Here is a 17,511-nt window from a genome sequence, read left to right as displayed (position 1 = left end):
CATTGCAGCATCCATCACGGAATGGTGATGCCGTTCATTAAGCGTGGATTATATAAGTGCGCGGGGGCCGGGCGGCCCGTCCAGGACAGTTTTGTCGGCCCCGCAACGGTTGCAGGAAGATTGCAAGTCGCATGCCGGGACGTGACGGGTGCGTCGCGGCGCGGGCCGGGAGGAGGGGCTGTCCGGCAGCGCGCGAGGCAGGGCGGGAAGCGGCAAAAAAAAGCGCCGGGGCAGGACGCTCCCGGCGCTGTGCGGCGCCGGGAAGCGCGCGATGCGTTCCCGGCCCGGTGCGGATCGGCGCAGTCCTGCCGGTCAGGCGCCGTTGTTCGCCGCGACCTGGCTGAAGCGGCCTTCGCGGAAATCCGCCAGCGTCTGGTAGATCTGCTCCTGGGTGTTCATCACGAACGGCCCATATTGCACGATCGGCTCACCCAGCGGCCGGCCCGCGATCAGCAGGAAGCGCGAATCGGTCGCCGCGGTCACGCTCACGCCGTCGGCGCCCGCGGCGTTGTCCAGCACGCCCATGCGCTGCGCTTCGAGCACCGCCGCGCTGTCGCCGGTGCCTACCGAGATTTCGCCCCGGTAGGTGTACAGGAAGGCGTTGTGGCCTGGCGGCAGCAGCTGCGAGAAATGCTGTCCGGCGGGCAGCGTCACGTCGAGGTACAGCGGCTCCGTGACCGGGCGCGTCACCGCGCCGGCCATGCCGTGCGAAGCGCCTGCCAGCACGCGCACGGTGGCGCCGTTCGGCAGCGCGACCGTGGGCACGGCGGCGGCGGGCAGGTCGCGGTACCAGGGCGCGGTCATCTTGTCTGCGGCCGGCAGGTTCAGCCACAGCTGGAAGCCTTCCATGCGGCCGTCCTCCTGCTCGGGCATCTCCGAATGCACCACGCCGGCGCCGGCCACCATCCACTGCGCGCCGCCGTTTTCCAGCAGGCCTTCGTTGCCGGCGCTGTCGCGATGGCGCATGCGGCCGGCCAGCATATAGGTAATGGTCTCGAAGCCGCGGTGCGGGTGGTCGGGGAAGCCGCCGATATAGTCGTCGCGGCTGTCGGTGCCGAAGGCATCCAGCATCAGGAACGGGTCCAGGCGGCGCTGCAGGTTCTGCGTCAGTACGCGGGTCAGCTTGACGCCGGCGCCATCCGAGGTGGCGATGCCGCGCACCACGCGGTCGACCGCGCGCGAGCGCTGCACGGTTTCCTCGGCGGTGGCCGCGACGGCGGTAGCGGTAGTGCGTTGTTCCATGTTCGATCTCCTGTTGGCTGGGGCGGCGGCAATGGCGCGCCGCCCGTTGGCTACCCTCCCAATTTAAGGGTTTGGGCCAAAAGCGGTAGAGGGCGGCAGGGCAACAGATTGTTCTGCCGGTGGCACGGTGACCGCCACGTTATAGCTGGTTTTTGCAACAGCGCCCGCGTCCGCGACGATGCCGGACAAACGTCGGCAAATGCGCCCACAAGCGGGCCGGAAAGCGGGAAGATGACAAGATCGGCGTAAATGCGTATAATAGCGCTCTCGTTGTCATCCGATGCTGCGTGATCCCGCGCAAGATGCAAGGCCCGGCAGGTTTGCCTGGCCCTTGTTTGTGTCTTGTCCGTTACCTGCGCTGCGTTGGCCGATTGATCCGGCGGCGCGTCGGAAATCATCAACTCTGCGCTGCCACTGGCCTCCCGTACCGCATCTTCGCGGCGGGTTGCGCCGCTCCAGGGACCCCCGGCATTCGCACGCCCGGCGTCCCGTCAAATGGGTTTCCCCGCCTTCGCGTGGAACCCGGCGCCCGTCCACCGGCTCATCTGCCGGTCATGGCGGGCAAGGCAATCTAGTCAGGCCCGGCGGCCCCCAATTGCACCGCCCGAGGCCGTTTTCGTCCGCCAGTCCGGATGTGGTGCTTCCTGCCCACGTGCGGCGCGCGGAAAAGAGGGGAATATGTCCAAGCAATCCGTACAGGCGCTCGCCTGGGGATGTCTCGCGCTCGCCGCGCTGGCCGGCCTGGCCACGTGGATCGGCGTCGATGTCATCCGGCAATACCAGGACCGCCTCTGGTACGACGTGGCGGACCACCTGCGCCTGGTGGCGTGGTCCATGGCGCTGGCGCTGGCCACCGGCGTGCCGGCCGGCATCGGCCTGAGCCGGCCCTGCATGCGCCGCTGGGCCGAGCGCCTGATGCAGGTCTTCAATATCGGCAACACCGTGCCTTCGCTGGCGGTGCTGGCGCTGGCACTGGCCGTGCTCGGCATCGGCGAGCGGCCGGCCATCCTGGCGCTGTGGCTGGCCTCGCTGCTGCCGATCGTGCGCAATACCTGCGAGGGCCTGCTCGGCGTCTCGCCGGCCCTGACCGAAGCCGCGCGCGGCCTGGGCATGACACCGCGCCAGCGCCTGTTGCGCGTCGAACTGCCCAATGCGCTGCCGGTGATCCTGGCGGGCGTGCGCATCAGCCTGGTGATCAACGTCGGCACGGTGCCGCTGTCGTTCCTGATCGGCGCCAACAGCCTGGGCGAGCTGATCTTCCCTGGCATCTACCTGAACAACCAGCCCCTGCTGCTGCTGGGCGCCGCGGCTACCGCGCTGCTCGCCCTGGCGCTCGACGGCCTGTTCGCCGCCGCCGGCTACTGCTACCTGCGCAGCCGCGGCCTGGCGCGCTGAAGGCCGCCGCACATGAAGGAGAACCCGATGCATTCCATCACCAGCGCGCTCGCGCGCGCAGGCCGCCTGCTGGCCGGCCTTGCCGCCGCCGCGGCCCTGGCCGCAGTGGCCGCGCCCGCCGCCGCGGATCCCGTGCGCGTGGGCGGCAAGAACTTTACCGAGCAGTTGATCCTGTCGTCGATGACGGCGCAGTACCTCAGGGCCAAGGGCCTGGCCACCGAGCTGACTTCCGGCCTGGGCAGCACGCTGATGCGCCAGGCCATGGAAAGCGACCAGCTCGACGTGGTGTGGGACTACACCGGCACCGCGCTGATCGTCTTCAACAAGGTCGAGGAGAAGCTCGACGCGCAGGCGAGCTACGAACGCGTCAAGACACTCGACGCCGCGCGCGGCCTGGTATGGCTCGATGCCTCCGGCATCAACAACACCTACGCGCTGGCGATGCCGCGCAAGCGCGCCGACGCCGCCGGCGTGACCACGCTGTCGGCCTTCGCCGAAAAAATGCGCGCGGCCGGCGAGGGCACGGCGCATCCGTTCGCCGTCGACATGGAGTTCGCGGCGCGCCCGGATGGCCTGGAGCCGCTCAAGGCGCGCTACAAGCTGCCGTTCTCGCGCCGCGACGTGATTCAGCTCGATCCCGGCCTGGTCTACACCGCGCTGAAGAACGACCAGGTCGAACTGGGCCTGGTCTACACCACCGACGGCCGCGTCAAGGGCTTCGACCTCGTGCTGCTGGAAGACGACCAGCATTTCTTCCCCGCGTACAACGCCGCGCCGGTGGTGCGCAAGGCTGCGCTGGAGCGGCACCCGGAACTGGCCGGACTGCTCAATGCGCTCTCGGCCACGCTCGACAACGAGGCCATGACCGAGATGAACTACAAGGTCGATATCGGCCAGCAGCCGGTCGACAAGGTGGCGCAGGAATTCCTGCGCGGCCACGGCCTGATCTGAAGGAGGCCGCATGGACCTGATGACTTACCTGCAGCACAGCTGGCCCACGTTGCTCAAGCTGACCGGCCAGCACCTGGCGCTGGTGGGCTCCGCGGTGGGGCTGGCGATCCTGGCGGGCGTGCCGCTGGGCATCCTGTGCGCGCGCTTTCGCTTCCTCGCCACACCGCTGCTCACGCTGGCCACCATCGTGCTGACCTTGCCCTCGATCGCGCTGTTCGGCCTGATGATCCCGGTGTTCGCGCGCTTCGGCCACGCGCTGGGCTATGTGCCGGCGGTGACCGCGGTGTTCCTGTATTCGCTGCTGCCGATCATGCGCAATACCTGCGTGGCGCTCGACAGCGTGGACGACGGCATCCAGGAAGCCGGCCGCGGCATCGGCATGACCACCTGGCAGCGCATGCGGCTGGTGGACCTGCCGCTGGCCGTGCCCGTGATCCTCGGCGGCGTGCGCACCGCCGTGGTGATGAATATCGGCGTGGCCACCATCGCCGCCATCATCGGCGCGGGAGGCCTCGGGGTGCTGATCCTGCAAGCGATCAGCCAGAGCAACATGAGCAAGCTGGCGGTGGGTGCCGTGCTGGTCAGCGTGCTCGCCATCGTCGCCGATGCCTGCCTGCAGTGGCTGCAGCGGGCGCTGACACCGAAAGGAATCCGCTGACATGATTGAACTCGACCAACTCACCAAGACCTTCCGCCAGAAGGACGGCGCCGAAGTGCACGCCGTCGATGCCGTTTCCATGACGGTGCCCAAGGGCGAGATCTGCGTCTTCCTCGGGCCTTCGGGCTGCGGCAAGACCACCACGCTGAAGATGATCAACCGCCTGGTCCAGCCCAGCGCCGGCCGCGTGCTGATCGATGGCGAGGACACCACCCGCGTGGACGAGGTGACGCTGCGCCGCAAGATCGGCTACGTGATCCAGCAGATCGGCCTGTTCCCCAACATGACCATCGAAGAGAACATCATGGTCGTGCCGCGCCTGCTGGGGTGGGACAAGAAGCGCAGCCGCGAGCGCGCGCGCGAGCTGATGTCGATGGTGCAGCTCGATCCGGACAAGATGCTGTCGCGCTACCCGCGCGAGCTGTCGGGCGGGCAGCAGCAGCGCATCGGCGTGATCCGCGCGCTGGCCGCGGACGCGCCGGTGCTGCTGATGGACGAGCCGTTCGGCGCGGTCGATCCGATCAACCGCGAGAGCATCCAGAACGAGTTCTTCCAGATGCAGCGCCAGCTCGGCAAGACCGTGATCATGGTCTCGCACGATATCGACGAAGCCATCAAGCTGGGCGACCGCGTGGCCGTGTTCCGCCGCGGCAAGCTGGTGCAGTTCGATCATCCCGACGCCTTGCTGGCGCATCCGGCGGACGATTTCGTGCAGGCCTTCGTCGGCCATGACAACACGCTCAAGCGCCTGCTGCTGGTGCGCGCCGGCGACGCGGCAACCATGGCGCAGAGCTGCACCCCGGACATGCCGCTGGCGCAGGCCTTCGGCATCATGGATGAAGCCGATGTGCGCCAGTTGCCGGTGGTGGACGCCGCGCAGCGCGCGCTGGGCTACGTCACGCGCCGCGATGCGCGGGGCGGGCAGGGCGCGTGCGCCGATGCGATGCGTCCCTTCAAGGCCACCGGGGCCTTCGACGAGCACCTGCGCATCGTCCTGTCGCGCATGTACCAGCACAACACCAGCTGGCTGCCGGTGCTCGATGCCGGGGGCGTGTATCTCGGCGAGGTGACGCAGGAATCGATCGCGGACTATCTCAGTTCAGGGCGCTCGCGCGGCAACGCGCCGGTGATCCGGGCGCCGCAGGCGCCGGCGCCCGTCGAGCGTGCCGCCGCCTGAGCCGGCCAAAGGTTGACGCCCCGCCGCACGTAGTCGTGGCTGTTCAGGTTGCAGCGAGGGACGCCCGGTGAACCGCATCGGGCGTCTTGCATTCCGGGGGCCGGTGCGGCCTGGTCGCAGGCCGTCTCCGCGGCTCAGAGATGGACGTGCGGCCACCGCGCCGCGTCACCGAAGAGGTTGAAGCATGCCTCGCAAGGCAGCATGAAGGCCTCGCGCGTGGAGACGAAGGAGATGTCCAGCCGGTGCGGCGTGGCAAGCTGGGAGCAGGTGTACCACCGGCAGGCGAAGCCCAGGAGCGTTGCATCCAGGTTCTCGGCCACCAGCAGCGCCTTTGGCTCCGCGCAGGGCCACGTCGCTATGTCGGGCGGCGGCATGTGGTACACGAACTGGAAAGCCAGCTGGTCGGCCGGCACGAGCGGCATGTTCAATGCCGCGACGAGCGGGGCTGGCTTCAGGACGGCCTGGATCTTGTCGAAGTTCGGCTTGGACAGCCGGCCACCGGAGAAGGCGACAACGAAGGCGTACTGGATCTTCGGGGTCTGCATGTGCATCACGGCCATGGCGATGTGACCGAGCTCGTCCGCGATGTCGGCCTTGCCGTCGATCAGATCCAATGGCGCCACGAGCTGCATGACGGCGTCTATGACCTTGATGGTCTCCGGCGTGGGGACCGGGTATCGGCCCAGCGATGCCTTGTTCTCGTCGTACTTCCGGATGATCGATTCGATCTGTGTCTGATTGAACGGCATGAGCCACCTCTTCGTTGGGCGAAACGTTCCCCGTCCGGCATGCGCGAAGCGAGCGCCGGTCTCCGGTGGATCTCCGGCCGGACGGCGCCGCCAGGGACTCGCCCCGATAGCGCCATCCACGCCGGCCGGCTGCTATCTCAGCATGACCGGGCGTCCCGCCAGCCTTGCGTAGTTATCGATGGCATCGTGAACGGGCGCCCGCTTGTAGCCGTCCTTCAGCAGCCTGACGTATTGCTCCAGGGTCGGGTTCTTCACGATCTCTTCCACGGATTCCAGCTTCAGGCTCTTGGCAACGAAATAAATGAGTTCCTGCGCCTTGAGTTCCTCCGCATCCACGAAGGACTTGGTTGCCGTAAAGCAAAATGCATTCTTGACTTCGGCAATCAGTCCATCGCCCGAGAAGTTATAGCGCCACGCCATCACATCGACACGGATCAGTGCGCCGCGCTCCAGGGCGATATACCAATTCTTGGTGGACGATTCACCGATCGATGTGCTTCCAAGAATGGCGTTGAAGGCGAACTTGATCAGCGTGGAGAACCCGTCCTTCACGTTTTTCTCGCCGCCCGAGAAAAAGGAATCGACGACTGAAGAAATTTCGTCGGCGGCCTTGTCAGTGACGCTGACCCGATATTGCTCGATATGCTCGAACATCTTGTACGGAACGATCTCCTCCCGGAATGCGTCCGGATTGCGCATCTTTTGTATCAGCTCGGAGCGGTATTTATCGAGCTCCCCCATTGCCGCCTTCTTCAAGATCTCGAGTTGCTCGCGCGCCTTCGTGTCATCCGGCTTCAACGCGTTTCGGATGGTATCCAGAACAGCCATTTTTGCTCCTCCTGTTATTCGCGGGCAGCATCGATCCATGGAAATTTAATTCCATCGATACCGGCAATGTTTTTTCATGAATGACGCAAGACAAGGCTTTCTTCGTTCGCTTCGCCTTACGGTGATTTCGATGTGAAAAATTTCAATACCTCTCGCGAGGCAGAGGTAATTTATGCGATGAAGGAAGTAGTGCAAGGCGATCGTATTCACTTGAGATGTGCGAGGCGTGCATGTCGTCAACTCGCCCCGTGCGTCGGTCGGGCCTGATACGTCGCCTTGCGAGGGGATCGATCCGGTCCGGGGGCGCTGGATCACGTCGACCGGCACCTTGGCACAGTGGGTTCGCCGTGCAGGTCGCACCTGGCACGCCGCTTGCCGCGCCGACGATGCACAGCCTTGTTGCCGGCCGGCCGCTACGACCGCGCGATGGCGTTGTGCCCTGCTCGCCTCCCCGGTGGCCGATGACGTGTTGTTCCCGGCTCAGGCCCCGCAGATCCGGCTTGCTCTCTGCGCAAGCCGTTGCGCGCTTGAAAAAATTGAGATCACGTACTTACAAGAGTTAATTCCAATTCTCCGGCGGCTCTGCAAGCATAGGCATGGCGACTGCGCAATTCGTATTGCTCCAGGCGGGCCTTCACAACTCTGGGAGATCACCATGGTACGAATACTGGCGTCGAGCCTGCTGGCGATGTCGCTCGGGGCATGCAGCACGCTCGCCCCGACACCATCGGCTCCACCGGCTGCCCCGGCATCCGCGGCCGCGCCGGCTGCCCCGGCTCCGCCGGCAGGTACGGCCCAGCCTGATGCCAAGGCAGTCAATCCGGCAGCCATCCAGGCGCTCAAGGACATGGGCACCTATCTCCAGTCGCTCAAGCGCTTCGAGGTATCGATCGAGCTGACCGGCGAGCGGGTGCTGGCCGACGGCCAGAAGCTCCAGCACACGGCGACGGCAGACCTCGAAGTGGATCGTCCGAACAAGCTGCGCACCCGCATGCATAGCGCCCGTTCCCAACGCGACCTCATCTACGACGGCAAGACGGTGACACTCTATACACCGGCGCAGAAATCCTATTCAAAGGCGGAATTCGCCGACAACCTCGCCGGGCTGGTGCGCCGCCTGAAGGAACGATTCGGCATCGAACTACCGATCGCGGACCTGTTCCTGTGGGGCACCCCCGCCGCGCCGCTCGACAATATGGAGTCGGCGATGAATGCCGGCCAGGACTTTGTCGACGGCGAGCTCTGTGATCATTACGCCTTCCGCCAGGGCGCGATCGACTGGCAGATCTGGATTGCCAACGGGACCAAGCCTCTGCCGCGCAAGCTGGTGATCACCAATCGCGCCGACGACGCGCGTCCGCAATCGGTCACCCTGCTCGATTGGAGGCTGAATCCAAAGTTCAAGGAGTCGACCTTCACCTTCACGCCGCCGAAGGGTGCCAGATTGGCCGAGTTCGTTCCCGTGAAGAACCAGTAAAGGAGAGCCGCCATGAGACAAGCATTCGGCAAGTTGTTCCTGGTGCTCCTGAGCGTTCTCGTTCTGGCGACCTATGGCTGGGCCCCTGTGGCTGAGGCGCGCGTGGGCGGCGGTGGCGGCGGTGGCGGCGGCGGCGCTCGTGGCGGCGGCGGCGCTGCAGCCGCCGCTGGAGGCGGGGGCAGGCAGATCGACAACAGGAGCGCGGACGCGCGTACCAACGATGTCCGCAGTACAAGCGTCAACAACGTCAACAACGTCAACAGGAACGTCAACGTCAACGCCAGCAAGAACGTCAACGTGAACGTCGAGGGCGGTGGTTGTTGCCACGGCGGCTGGGACAATGACTATCACCCGGTCGCGACGGCGGCCGCGGTCACGGCCACGGTTGCGGTGACTGCCGCAGTCGTGGGCTCCATGGTGCGCACCGTCCCGCCAGGGTGCGTGCCCGTCAACTACGGTGGCATGGTCTACCAGCAGTGCGGCAATACGTGGTACCAGCCGCAGGGTGGGCAGTACGTCGTGATCAGTCCACCTTACTGAGCATCCCGGGTGTTCGCATCCCGCCGGCCCAGGTGGCCGGCTGCTTCTTGGCCGGCGATCCGCTGCGGGACACGTAGATACTTAGCGTTGCTGTGCGTGCCACGCATCTGGCAGCAGCGTTGCCGAATTCGGGCGATGACGCGGCCGGCGCGTTTCAAGGCCTCGGCTGGAATGGCCAGTCCCGGTTCGCGTGACGTCTCCCGGTCTTGCCGAAAGAAAATGGGCCGGAAATTCCGGCCCATTTTCATGGCGGTGCGAGACGCGGCGCGCGCTTAGTCGCGGCCCAGCTGGCCGTCAGTGAGTCGCCATGCGCCCAGCGGATTGCCATCCTGCAGCGCCGGCGGCAGCAGCTCGACAGGCACGTTCTGGTAGCACACCGGACGCAGGAAGCGGTCGATGGCGGACGCGCCCACCGAGGTCGCGCGGGTGTCCGAGGTGGCCGGGAACGGACCGCCGTGCACCATCGCGTACGAGACTTCCACGCCGGTCGGATAGCCGTTGAACAGCACGCGGCCGACCTTGCGTTCGAGCACGGTCAGCAGGCTGGCGGCCTCGGCGCGGTCGCCGGCATCGGCTTGCACCGTGGCGGTGAGCTGGCCTTCCAGGCGGCGCGCCACGGCGAGCATTTCCTCGTGGTTGCGGCAGACCACCAGTACCGACGAGGGGCCGAAGACTTCGGCTTCCATGCGGTGGTCGCCAAGGAAGCGTTCCGCCGTGGTTTCGAACAGCGCGGGACGCGCCTGGTTGGGGCCGGTGGGCGCCAGGCCGCTGCCGATGCGGCGCAGCCCTTCGATATCGCTCAGTTGCGCCACGCCGTTGTCGTAGGCCTGGCAGATGCCGGGCGTCAGCATGGTGGCGGCAGCTTTTTCCGCCAGTGCCGCGACCGTGCCCTGGCGCAGCACGTCCAGCGCCGGGCTGTCCACTGCCAGCAGCAGGCCCGGGTTGGTGCAGAACTGCCCCACGCCCATCACCAGCGAATCCACCAGGTTGCGCGCGATCTCGGCCGCGCGTGCGTTCAGCGCCGCGGGCAGCAGGAACACCGGGTTGATGCTGCTCATCTCGGCGTAGACCGGGATCGGCTGCGGCCGGTTGTTCGCGGTCTGCACCAGGGCCAGGCCACCGCTGCGCGAGCCGGTAAAGCCGACCGCCTGGATCGACGGATTGGCCACCAGGGCGGTGCCCATGGTGAAGCCGGAGCCCACCAGCAGCGAGAACACGCCCTCCGGCAGGCCGGCATCGGCCACCGCCTTCTGGATCACGCGCCCGACCAGTTCGGAGGTGCCGAGGTGGCCCGAGTGTGCCTTGACGATGACCGGGCAGCCGGCCGCCAGCGCCGAGGCGGTGTCGCCGCCGGCCACCGAGAACGCCAGCGGGAAGTTGCTGGCGCCGAATACCGCGACCGGGCCCACGGCGATCTTCTGCAGGCGCAGGTCAGGCCGGGGCGGCGTGCGCTCGGGCAGGGCGGAGTCGAGCGTGGCCGATTGCCAGCGGCCGTCGCGCAGCACGCTCGCGAACAGGCGCAGCTGGTTGGCGGTGCGGGCACGTTCGCCCTGCAGGCGCGCGATCGGCAGCGCGCTTTCGGCATGGGCGCGCTCGATCAGCGTATCGCCCAGCGCTTCCAGGCCCGTGGCGATGGACTCCAGGAACCTGGCGCGGGCCTCGGGCGAGGTGTTGCGGTAGGTATCGAAGGCCGCTTCTGCCAGCGCGCAGGCGCGCTCGGCATCGGCCGCGTCGCCGCCGTGGAATTCCGGTGCGAGCGTTTCGCCCGTAGCCGGGTTGGTGGCATGGAGGATCTTCGCGGTGCCGCGTACGGCGCTGGCGCCGATCAGCATTTCGCCGGTGATGGTCATGAGGGTTCCTTCAACTGCGGTCAATTAAGGCGCCCGGGCAGCGGGCGGGTGACGGGCCGGGCACAGTCGCATTCGCTGCGCTTCGTTATAAGACATCCTACAACATCAGAGACCTTGCCTGCAAGCGGGAGAACCCGCGCCAGGCGGGTGCGGGGCGCGGATCAGCCGGCGTCGAGCGCGGCCGACGCCTTGCGCAGCCGTTCGCGGCTGTTGGTGAGGTGCATGCGCATCGCCGCCTTGGCGCCTTCGGGATCGCGCCGTTCGATGGCGTCGTAGATATTCTCGTGCTCGATGTTGACGCGCTCGAGATATTGCTCGCGCTCTTGCGCGCTCACGTGCAGGCGGCTGCGCGGGATCACCATGGTGCCCAGGTGGCCCATGATGTCGGTGAAATAGCGGTTGCCGGTTGCGCGCGCGATGGTCAGGTGGAATTCGAAGTCCGCGCCGACGGAGTCCTTGCCGTCGGTGGCGGTGCGCTTGAGCTCGTCCAGGGCCTGGCGCATGGTAGCCAGTTGCTCGTCGCTGCGGCGCGAGGCTGCCAGGCTGGCCGCCTCGGCTTCCAGGCTGACGCGGAATTCCAGCATGGCCAGCACGTCCATGGCGGTGACCATGGTGGCGGGATCGATGCGGAACGGCGAGGCGCTTTCGGCGGGGCGGGCCAGCACGAAGGTGCCGATGCCATGGCGCGTCTCGACCAGGCCGCTGGCCTGCAGTCGCGACAGCGCCTCGCGCACCACGGTGCGGCTGACGCCGAGCGCGCTCATGATCTCGGACTCGGTCGGGAGTTTGTCGCCCGGCTTGAGCGCGCCTTGCTGGATGCGTTCGCTCAGGCTGCTCACTGCCTCTTCGGCAAGCGTACGGCCGCGGCGCCGCAGCGGAGTGGAGGAAGCAAGCATGGGGTTTGACATGGTTGGCGGGGACTTGACCGGATCGCAATGCGCTCATTATACTTCGTCGTAAGTCATATGACGACCGATAACAGCCATCCGGCAACAAACATGCGCGGCCAGCCTTGCTGGGCGCACAATCTGCCGGAATCGCTAGCATGAGAAAGCCGGCACGATCCGGCACCGCCAAGCCCGAGACAACCCTAAGCGCAGCGTCGCCTGGTCGACCGCCGCGCTTTCCGCCGGAACCCGACATGACCCAAACGCCCAATCCCGCAAGCCACGATGCGTCGGCGACACGTTCGACGTCCGCGCCCGGCGGCACGCCGGTCGTCACCGAACTGAGCGTGGTCCCAGTGGCCGGCCACGACAGCATGCTGATGAACCTGTCCGGCGCGCATGGTCCGTTCTTCACCCGCAATATCGTCATCCTCAAGGACAGTGCCGGCAACATCGGCGTGGGCGAGGTGCCGGGCGGGGAAGCCATCCGCCAGACGCTGGAAGATGCGCGCGAACTGCTGGTGGGCCAGTCGATCGGCAACCACCAGGCGGTGCTCAACCGCGTGCGCAGCGCCTTCGCCAGCCGCGACGCCGGCGGCCGCGGTCTGCAGACCTTCGACCTGCGCATCACCATCCATGCGGTGACCGCGCTCGAAGCGGCGCTGCTCGACCTGCTCGGCAAGCACCTCGGCGTGCCCGTGGCCGCGCTGCTGGGCGAAGGGCAGCAGCGCGATGCGGTGGAGATGCTGGGCTACCTGTTCTACGTCGGCGACCGTAACCGCACCACGCTCGGCTACCGCGGCGAGCCCGATGCGGACAACGCATGGTTCCGCCTGCGCAATGAAGCGGCGATGGACGCCAAGGGCGTGGTCCGGCTGGCCGAAGCCGCGTTCGAGCGCTACGGCTTCAACGACTTCAAGCTCAAGGGTGGCGTGCTGCGCGGCGACGAAGAAATGGAAGCGATCCTCGCGCTGGCCGAGCGCTTCCCCAAGGCGCGCATCACGCTCGACCCCAACGGCGCGTGGTCGCTGGCCGAGGCGGTGCGGCTGTGCCGCGACAAGCATGGCGTGCTGGCCTATGCGGAAGACCCCTGCGGCGCCGAGGACGGCTATTCGGGCCGCGAGATCATGGCCGAGTTCCGCACCGCCACGGGCCTGCCCACCGCCACCAACATGATCGCCACCGACTGGCGCCAGATGGGCCATGCGGTGCGCCTGCAATCGGTGGACATTCCGCTGGCCGACCCGCATTTCTGGACCATGCAGGGTTCGGTGCGCGTGGCGCAGATGTGTGCCGAGTGGGGTCTCACGTGGGGCTCGCATTCCAACAACCATTTCGATATCTCGCTGGCCATGTTCACGCACGTGGCCGCCGCCGCGCCGGGCCGCGTCACCGCCATCGACACGCACTGGATCTGGCAGGACGGCGAGCGCCTGACCAAGGCGCCGCTCAAGATCGAGAATGGCAAGGTGGCCGTGCCCACGGCGCCGGGCCTGGGCGTGGAACTCGACGTGGAGCAGCTGGCGCTGGCGCACGAACGCTACAAGAGCATGGGGCTGGGCGCGCGCGACGACGCTGTCGCCATGCAGTTCCTGATCCCGGGCTGGAAGTTCAACAACAAGGCGCCGTGCATGGTCCGGTAGGGGTGCCGTCCTCCCGCCTGGAACGCCAACAATAAAAAAGCGGTATCAATCAGAAGTCGAAAGCTCGCGACATCAAGAAATCCAACAAGAAACCAGGAGACAACGATGACCAAGTTCCAGCAACCCGCCGCGCGGCGCAGGCTGTTCAAGCTTGCCGGGGCGCTGATCGCCGCCCTGGCGGCAGCCGGCAGCATGACCGCCGCCGCTGCGCAGACGTGGCCGACCAAAGCCGTATCGGTGGTGGTGCCGTTCCCGGCCGGCGGCTCCACCGACACCATTGCGCGCATGCTGGCGGTGCCGCTCAACGAGAAGCTCGGCCAGCCATTTGTGGTGGACAACCGCCCGGGCGCGACCGGTGCCATCGGCGCGACCATGGTCAAGCGCGCGCCCGCCGACGGTTACACGCTGATGGTGGCGTCGATCGGCGTGTACGCCGTGAACCCCTTCCTGCAGAAGAACCTGCCCTACGATCCGGCCAAGGATTTCGACCTGCTGACGGTGGCCGTGCGCGCGCCCAACGTGCTGGTGACCAAGCCTGATTTCCCGGCCAAGAACCTGCAGGAACTGGTTGCGTACATGAAGAAGAACCCGGGCAAGGTCGCCTTCGCCACCTCCGGCGCGGGTTCGTCGGACCACCTGACCGCGGCGCTGTTCTGGCAGAAATCCGGCACCGACGGACTGCACGTGCCGTACAAGGGCGGCGCGCCCGCGATCTCCGACCTGTTGGCGGGGCAGGTGGACGCCTCGTTCCAGAACGTCAACGCGGTGCTGCAGCATATCCGCAGCGGCAAGCTCAAGGCGCTGGCCGTGACCGGCGACAAGCGCTCGGCGGTGCTACCCAATGTGCCGACCATGGCAGAAGGCGGCGTGAAGGAAGTGGACGTCTACTCGTGGCAGGGCGTGGCCGCGCCGCGCGGGCTGCCCAAGGACGTCAAGGGCAAGCTGCACGCCGCGCTGGTCAGCGCGCTGGCCGAACCGCAGATGCGGCAGAAGCTGGCCGAAAGCGGTTTCGAGGTCGTCGCCAATACGCCCGAGCAGTTCGACCAGTTCGAGAAACAGGAACTGCAGCGCTGGAAGACCGTGATCGAAGCCGGGAAGATCACCAGCGAATAAATCCACGCCACGCCGATGGCGGGGCGCACCGGTTTCACGCTCCTTGGCCCTGCTTCACGGCAGGGCTTTTTTATTGGGCGGACGCGGGCGTTGCCTGTCGCGCAGGCTGGCAGCAAAGCCTGTTACGCTTGTTGGCATGCACCGCCCCAGGATCCGCCTCTGCAAGTCGCCGCCGTGTCTGCTGATCGAGACCCGCTGGCTGGTGCCGCGCCGCTTCGACGGATTCGCGCCCGGCCCGCTGATCTTGCTGCGGCCCGGCGCGAGCCATGCGCTGATCGAGCACGAGAAGGTCCATGTGCGCCAATTCTGGCGCTCCGGTGGCCTGATGGGCGTGCTCTACCTGCTCAGCCCGCGCTGGCGCCTGCGTTTCGAACTGGAGGCCTACCGCGAACAGCTCAGGCACTGCGAGCCATCCGCGGCGCGCCAGTTCGCCCGCATGCTGTCTCGTCACTACCGCCTGAAGATCTCCGAGGAGCAGGCGTACCGCCTGCTGACGATGCCGGCCGGAGAGTGACGTTCACCATGGCATGCGCATCAGTGATGGCCGCCGCCTCCGCCGCCTCCGCCGCCGCCATGGAAGCCGCCGTGGAAGCCACCACCGCCCCCATGGAACCCGCCGCCATGAAATCCGCCACGGAAGCCACCGCCGACGCGCATCCCGGGCGCACGGAAGAACGCGTGTGCGACATGGTGGGCATGATGGAAGCGATCGATGAAGATCACGCCGCCAAACGCCACGCCATATGGTGCCCAATACCACGGGTCATAGTAGGGCGCGGCGTAGGTAATCACGCCCGCGTCGCCGGTGTCGACCATCTGCCAGCTGCCATCGGGTTGCAGGCAGGCCAGGCCCTGGACTTGCTGCAGGACGCCGTTGATCACGGCCTGTCCCGACATCTCCTCGCAGGGTGGGCCTGATATGTCCTGGCCTGCCGCCGGCAGGCCAAAGCCGAGGGCGGCCAGTGCCGCCGCCGCGGCTGCGAAATGCTTGCCCATGGTTGTTCATCCCGAGCGAGAACTCCCGACGTCACGATACGGCCTACGGCGCTGGTTTTCCGGGGGAGGGGCGAGAGCGGTGAAAGCGGTCTGTGATCGCAGCGCCCCGTTCCGGCATGTCCGTATGGAATCCGGTCTTATCTGAAGGCACATCGGTTTGCCTGCGGGTCCCGTTTCCGTGTCCATCGCGGAACGGTCCTGCACACGATGTAAACGGATCAGGTGCCGGCTTTATTCCCCCGGAGCACGGGATTTATCGGCCACCGCTCAACGCCATTCCTCGGGGGCGCCGCCCAGGCTGCCGCACACGTCCAGTGCAATCTCCCGCAGGCGCGGCTCGGTGCTTTGTCCCGAAACGGCATAGCCCGCGCCGCCGGTGGCCCAGTAGAAGGTGCGCCTTTCATTCTCGCGCAACACGCTGACCGAGGGATGCGTGGAGGAGGCAGAGGCGATGTACAGGGTCAGCCGCTCTCCCGCCGGGTTCTCGTACATCAACTGCGCCGCGGGGCCGGTTGCGCCGGGCAGCAGCCGGCCACCCATCAGCTTGTAGCCGAAGTCGTCCAGCACCGGGATGGTCAGCGTGCGCGACAGCCGGCGCGACAGCCATGCCACGAGATGAGCCTGGTCGGATGCGGGCACCTCGACCGGGTGGCGTTGCTCGACGGCAAAGACCGCATAGGCCAGGTCGGCATGGCGGGCAAAGGCAGCGGGGTCGGCCGCGGCACCCGGCAAGCGGGCGGCGCCCGTGCCGAGCGCCAGGCCGACGACCAGGCACCCCAGCGCCGCTGCGCCACGCCACCACCAGTTCGGCCGCGCGCGCACCACCAGGTAGCGCGCATCGTGCTGCGGCGGAAACAGCGCCTTGAGCGCGGCGCACTGGCGCCGGTAGTCGGCCACCCGCGCGGTGGCCTGCTCGTCATGCGCCAGCCCGGCCAGGGCTTCGGCTTGTGCCCGTGGCGACAACTCACCGTCTACCAGGGCCGACAGACGTTCGAGGTCCGGCTCCGGCGGCGTGGCAGGATCGCGATCGTCGGTCATGACGTGCTCCTCACGGCTTTGAGTTGGGTGGGGCGCTGGCCGGCGCCATCCTGGAGAAGGGCGCGCAGGTGCTCGCGCGCGCGCGACAGTCTCGACATCACGGTACCCACGGGCACCTGCAGGATCGCGGCGGCCTCCCGGTAGCTCAGTTGCTCCAGCGCCACCAGCAACAGCACCTCGCGCTGGTCCGGAGGCAGCCGGTACAGCGCGCGCTGCACATCGCGCAACAGCAATCCCTCGATCTGCTGGTCCGGCGATTCCAGCCGCTCCCAGAGCGGGTCGCCGTCATCGACGGTGAACTCATGCCGCTTGCGCAACTGGTCGATATAGAGGTGGCGCAGCACGGTCAACAGCCAGGCGCGCGTATTCTTGTGGGCGCGCAGCGAGGCCCAGCCGAGTGCGCGCTCAACGGTGTCCTGCACGAGGTCGTCCGCCCAGGCGGCGTCGCCCGTCAGCGCGCGCGCATAGCGCCGCAGTTGCGGTAGCCAGGCCGCCAGATCTTGCTCCAGGCTCACCGCAGCCAGCCGGCCAGGCTGCCCGGTCGGCTGCCGCTGTAGCAAGGGGCGGGCGAGCCGCCGGTGAAATATGGCGCCGGCGCCATGGCGGCGGGCAGCACGGCCGGAATCAGGCGAAGCACTTCCAATTCGATCTCCTCGTGTCCTGCCCTGGATTGCCAGGCTGATGCATGAGGCAGGACTCCGGCGACCGGCCGCAGTGTCGATCGATCTCCTCGACATCGCGTCTGTCCTCACACCGGGTTCCGTTCGGCCTGCCCAATACGGTAAACGAGCCGCGACCGGGATTTATTCCCGCCGCTCGGGCAGGAGGCGCAGGGCGTTGATGCGGTCATCAAGCGATCACGCGATCGAGACGCGCAGGGCCGTTCAGTGTTCAAGCGCCGTGCACGGGCTTGCGGGCATCAAGGGGGGAAGGTCGGCACGCATGCCGCCGGGGGCGACCAGCGCTC

The 17,511-nt window shown here is 67.0% G+C and carries 18 protein-coding genes; 9 read left to right on the top strand and 9 right to left on the bottom strand.

The genetic code is table 11. The annotated features are described in order from the left end of the window. Positions 1-312: 312 nt before the first annotated feature. Positions 313-1,242: a pirin family protein gene (locus AC1DKV_RS19555; protein WP_441612457.1), complete on the bottom strand. Its 930-nt coding sequence runs from the start codon at positions 1,240-1,242 to the stop codon at positions 313-315. 678 nt (positions 1,243-1,920) lie between these two features. Between AC1DKV_RS19555 and AC1DKV_RS19550 the strand changes: the two genes are divergently transcribed. Genes AC1DKV_RS19550 through AC1DKV_RS19535 form a run of 4 tightly spaced genes read left to right on the top strand, consistent with a single transcriptional unit; the run spans position 1,921 to position 5,423 of the window. Further along, the gene (locus AC1DKV_RS19550; RefSeq protein ID WP_441612456.1) at positions 1,921-2,637 is read left to right on the top strand and encodes an ABC transporter permease; all 717 of its coding nucleotides are present in this window, start codon (positions 1,921-1,923) and stop codon (positions 2,635-2,637) included. A gap of 27 nt (positions 2,638-2,664) precedes the next feature. After that, complete coding sequence (locus AC1DKV_RS19545; RefSeq protein WP_441612455.1) at positions 2,665-3,588, top strand: glycine betaine ABC transporter substrate-binding protein; 924 nt, start codon at positions 2,665-2,667, stop codon at positions 3,586-3,588. Between the two features lie 10 nt (positions 3,589-3,598). Beyond that, the gene (locus AC1DKV_RS19540) at positions 3,599-4,246 is read left to right on the top strand and encodes an ABC transporter permease (protein ID WP_441612454.1); all 648 of its coding nucleotides are present in this window, start codon (positions 3,599-3,601) and stop codon (positions 4,244-4,246) included. A 1-nt stretch (position 4,247) separates the two neighbouring features. Continuing rightward, complete coding sequence (locus tag AC1DKV_RS19535) at positions 4,248-5,423, top strand: osmoprotectant ABC transporter ATP-binding protein OsmV (protein WP_441612453.1); 1,176 nt, start codon at positions 4,248-4,250, stop codon at positions 5,421-5,423. 134 nt (positions 5,424-5,557) lie between these two features. Here AC1DKV_RS19535 and AC1DKV_RS19530 read toward each other — a convergent pair whose 3' ends face one another. Together AC1DKV_RS19530 and AC1DKV_RS19525 are read right to left on the bottom strand one after the other, a co-directional pair. After that, a complete protein-coding gene (locus AC1DKV_RS19530) occupies positions 5,558-6,172 on the bottom strand; it encodes a hypothetical protein (protein WP_441612452.1) in 615 nt (204 codons plus the stop codon). A gap of 132 nt (positions 6,173-6,304) precedes the next feature. Further along, positions 6,305-7,000 (bottom strand): hypothetical protein, encoded by a 696-nt coding sequence (locus AC1DKV_RS19525; protein WP_441612451.1) that lies wholly within the window; start codon positions 6,998-7,000, stop codon positions 6,305-6,307. A 226-nt stretch (positions 7,001-7,226) separates the two neighbouring features. On the opposite strand from AC1DKV_RS19525, the gene AC1DKV_RS19520 reads away from it, so the two are divergent. Beyond that, positions 7,227-8,477, top strand: coding sequence for a DUF2092 domain-containing protein (locus AC1DKV_RS19520; protein WP_441612450.1), 1,251 nt, complete (start codon positions 7,227-7,229; stop codon positions 8,475-8,477). A 12-nt stretch (positions 8,478-8,489) separates the two neighbouring features. Beyond that, complete coding sequence (locus AC1DKV_RS19515; RefSeq protein ID WP_441612449.1) at positions 8,490-9,017, top strand: hypothetical protein; 528 nt, start codon at positions 8,490-8,492, stop codon at positions 9,015-9,017. Between the two features lie 272 nt (positions 9,018-9,289). Here AC1DKV_RS19515 and AC1DKV_RS19510 read toward each other — a convergent pair whose 3' ends face one another. Both AC1DKV_RS19510 and AC1DKV_RS19505 read right to left on the bottom strand, forming a co-directional pair. Further along, a complete protein-coding gene (locus AC1DKV_RS19510) occupies positions 9,290-10,867 on the bottom strand; it encodes an aldehyde dehydrogenase (NADP(+)) (RefSeq protein ID WP_441612448.1) in 1,578 nt (525 codons plus the stop codon). Between the two features lie 161 nt (positions 10,868-11,028). Further along, positions 11,029-11,775 carry a FadR/GntR family transcriptional regulator gene (locus AC1DKV_RS19505; RefSeq protein ID WP_441612447.1) on the bottom strand — a complete coding sequence of 249 codons (747 nt, stop codon included), beginning with the start codon at positions 11,773-11,775 and terminating at the stop codon, positions 11,029-11,031. Positions 11,776-12,008: 233 nt separating this feature from the next. Between AC1DKV_RS19505 and gudD the strand changes: the two genes are divergently transcribed. From gudD to AC1DKV_RS19490, 3 genes are all read left to right on the top strand, one after another. Further along, positions 12,009-13,397, top strand: coding sequence for a glucarate dehydratase (gudD, locus tag AC1DKV_RS19500; protein WP_441612446.1), 1,389 nt, complete (start codon positions 12,009-12,011; stop codon positions 13,395-13,397). Between the two features lie 105 nt (positions 13,398-13,502). After that, positions 13,503-14,510, top strand: a complete 1,008-nt coding sequence (locus AC1DKV_RS19495; RefSeq protein WP_441612444.1) for a Bug family tripartite tricarboxylate transporter substrate binding protein — start codon at positions 13,503-13,505, stop codon at positions 14,508-14,510. A gap of 136 nt (positions 14,511-14,646) precedes the next feature. Beyond that, positions 14,647-15,024 carry a hypothetical protein gene (locus tag AC1DKV_RS19490; protein ID WP_441612443.1) on the top strand — a complete coding sequence of 126 codons (378 nt, stop codon included), beginning with the start codon at positions 14,647-14,649 and terminating at the stop codon, positions 15,022-15,024. 20 nt (positions 15,025-15,044) lie between these two features. Here AC1DKV_RS19490 and AC1DKV_RS19485 read toward each other — a convergent pair whose 3' ends face one another. The 4 genes from AC1DKV_RS19485 to AC1DKV_RS19470 all read right to left on the bottom strand — a co-directional run bounded on the left by AC1DKV_RS19485 (position 15,045) and on the right by AC1DKV_RS19470 (position 17,187). Further along, a complete protein-coding gene (locus AC1DKV_RS19485) occupies positions 15,045-15,506 on the bottom strand; it encodes a hypothetical protein (protein WP_441612442.1) in 462 nt (153 codons plus the stop codon). Between the two features lie 267 nt (positions 15,507-15,773). Then, a complete protein-coding gene (locus AC1DKV_RS19480) occupies positions 15,774-16,544 on the bottom strand; it encodes an anti-sigma factor family protein (RefSeq protein ID WP_441612441.1) in 771 nt (256 codons plus the stop codon). Next, positions 16,541-17,059, bottom strand: a complete 519-nt coding sequence (locus AC1DKV_RS19475) for an RNA polymerase sigma factor (RefSeq protein ID WP_441612440.1) — start codon at positions 17,057-17,059, stop codon at positions 16,541-16,543. The genes AC1DKV_RS19480 and AC1DKV_RS19475 overlap by 4 nt, the downstream gene beginning before the upstream one ends. Further along, entirely contained in the window at positions 17,056-17,187 is a 132-nt protein-coding gene (locus tag AC1DKV_RS19470) for a hypothetical protein (protein WP_441612439.1), read from the bottom strand. Before AC1DKV_RS19470 ends, AC1DKV_RS19475 begins: the two co-directional genes overlap by 4 nt. Positions 17,188-17,511 lie beyond the last annotated feature (324 nt).

Source organism: Cupriavidus sp. 05T41, assembly GCF_056396525.1.
This window is presented reverse-complemented; position numbering and strand designations above follow the sequence as displayed.

What these genes read in the sequence shown, in the direction of transcription:
- AC1DKV_RS19555 (WP_441612457.1), bottom strand. Translation starts at nt 1,242, where the DNA reads ATGGAACAACGCACTACCGCTACCGCCGTCGCGGCCACCGCCGAGGAA.
- AC1DKV_RS19550 (WP_441612456.1), top strand. Translation starts at nt 1,921, where the DNA reads ATGTCCAAGCAATCCGTACAGGCGCTCGCCTGGGGATGTCTCGCGCTC.
- AC1DKV_RS19545 (WP_441612455.1), top strand. Translation starts at nt 2,665, where the DNA reads ATGCATTCCATCACCAGCGCGCTCGCGCGCGCAGGCCGCCTGCTGGCC.
- AC1DKV_RS19540 (WP_441612454.1), top strand. Translation starts at nt 3,599, where the DNA reads ATGGACCTGATGACTTACCTGCAGCACAGCTGGCCCACGTTGCTCAAG.
- AC1DKV_RS19535 (WP_441612453.1), top strand. Translation starts at nt 4,248, where the DNA reads ATGATTGAACTCGACCAACTCACCAAGACCTTCCGCCAGAAGGACGGC.
- AC1DKV_RS19530 (WP_441612452.1), bottom strand. Translation starts at nt 6,172, where the DNA reads ATGCCGTTCAATCAGACACAGATCGAATCGATCATCCGGAAGTACGAC.
- AC1DKV_RS19525 (WP_441612451.1), bottom strand. Translation starts at nt 7,000, where the DNA reads ATGGCTGTTCTGGATACCATCCGAAACGCGTTGAAGCCGGATGACACG.
- AC1DKV_RS19515 (WP_441612449.1), top strand. Translation starts at nt 8,490, where the DNA reads ATGAGACAAGCATTCGGCAAGTTGTTCCTGGTGCTCCTGAGCGTTCTC.
- AC1DKV_RS19510 (WP_441612448.1), bottom strand. Translation starts at nt 10,867, where the DNA reads ATGACCATCACCGGCGAAATGCTGATCGGCGCCAGCGCCGTACGCGGC.
- AC1DKV_RS19505 (WP_441612447.1), bottom strand. Translation starts at nt 11,775, where the DNA reads ATGTCAAACCCCATGCTTGCTTCCTCCACTCCGCTGCGGCGCCGCGGC.
- gudD (WP_441612446.1), top strand. Translation starts at nt 12,009, where the DNA reads ATGACCCAAACGCCCAATCCCGCAAGCCACGATGCGTCGGCGACACGT.
- AC1DKV_RS19495 (WP_441612444.1), top strand. Translation starts at nt 13,503, where the DNA reads ATGACCAAGTTCCAGCAACCCGCCGCGCGGCGCAGGCTGTTCAAGCTT.
- AC1DKV_RS19490 (WP_441612443.1), top strand. Translation starts at nt 14,647, where the DNA reads ATGCACCGCCCCAGGATCCGCCTCTGCAAGTCGCCGCCGTGTCTGCTG.
- AC1DKV_RS19485 (WP_441612442.1), bottom strand. Translation starts at nt 15,506, where the DNA reads ATGGGCAAGCATTTCGCAGCCGCGGCGGCGGCACTGGCCGCCCTCGGC.
- AC1DKV_RS19480 (WP_441612441.1), bottom strand. Translation starts at nt 16,544, where the DNA reads ATGACCGACGATCGCGATCCTGCCACGCCGCCGGAGCCGGACCTCGAA.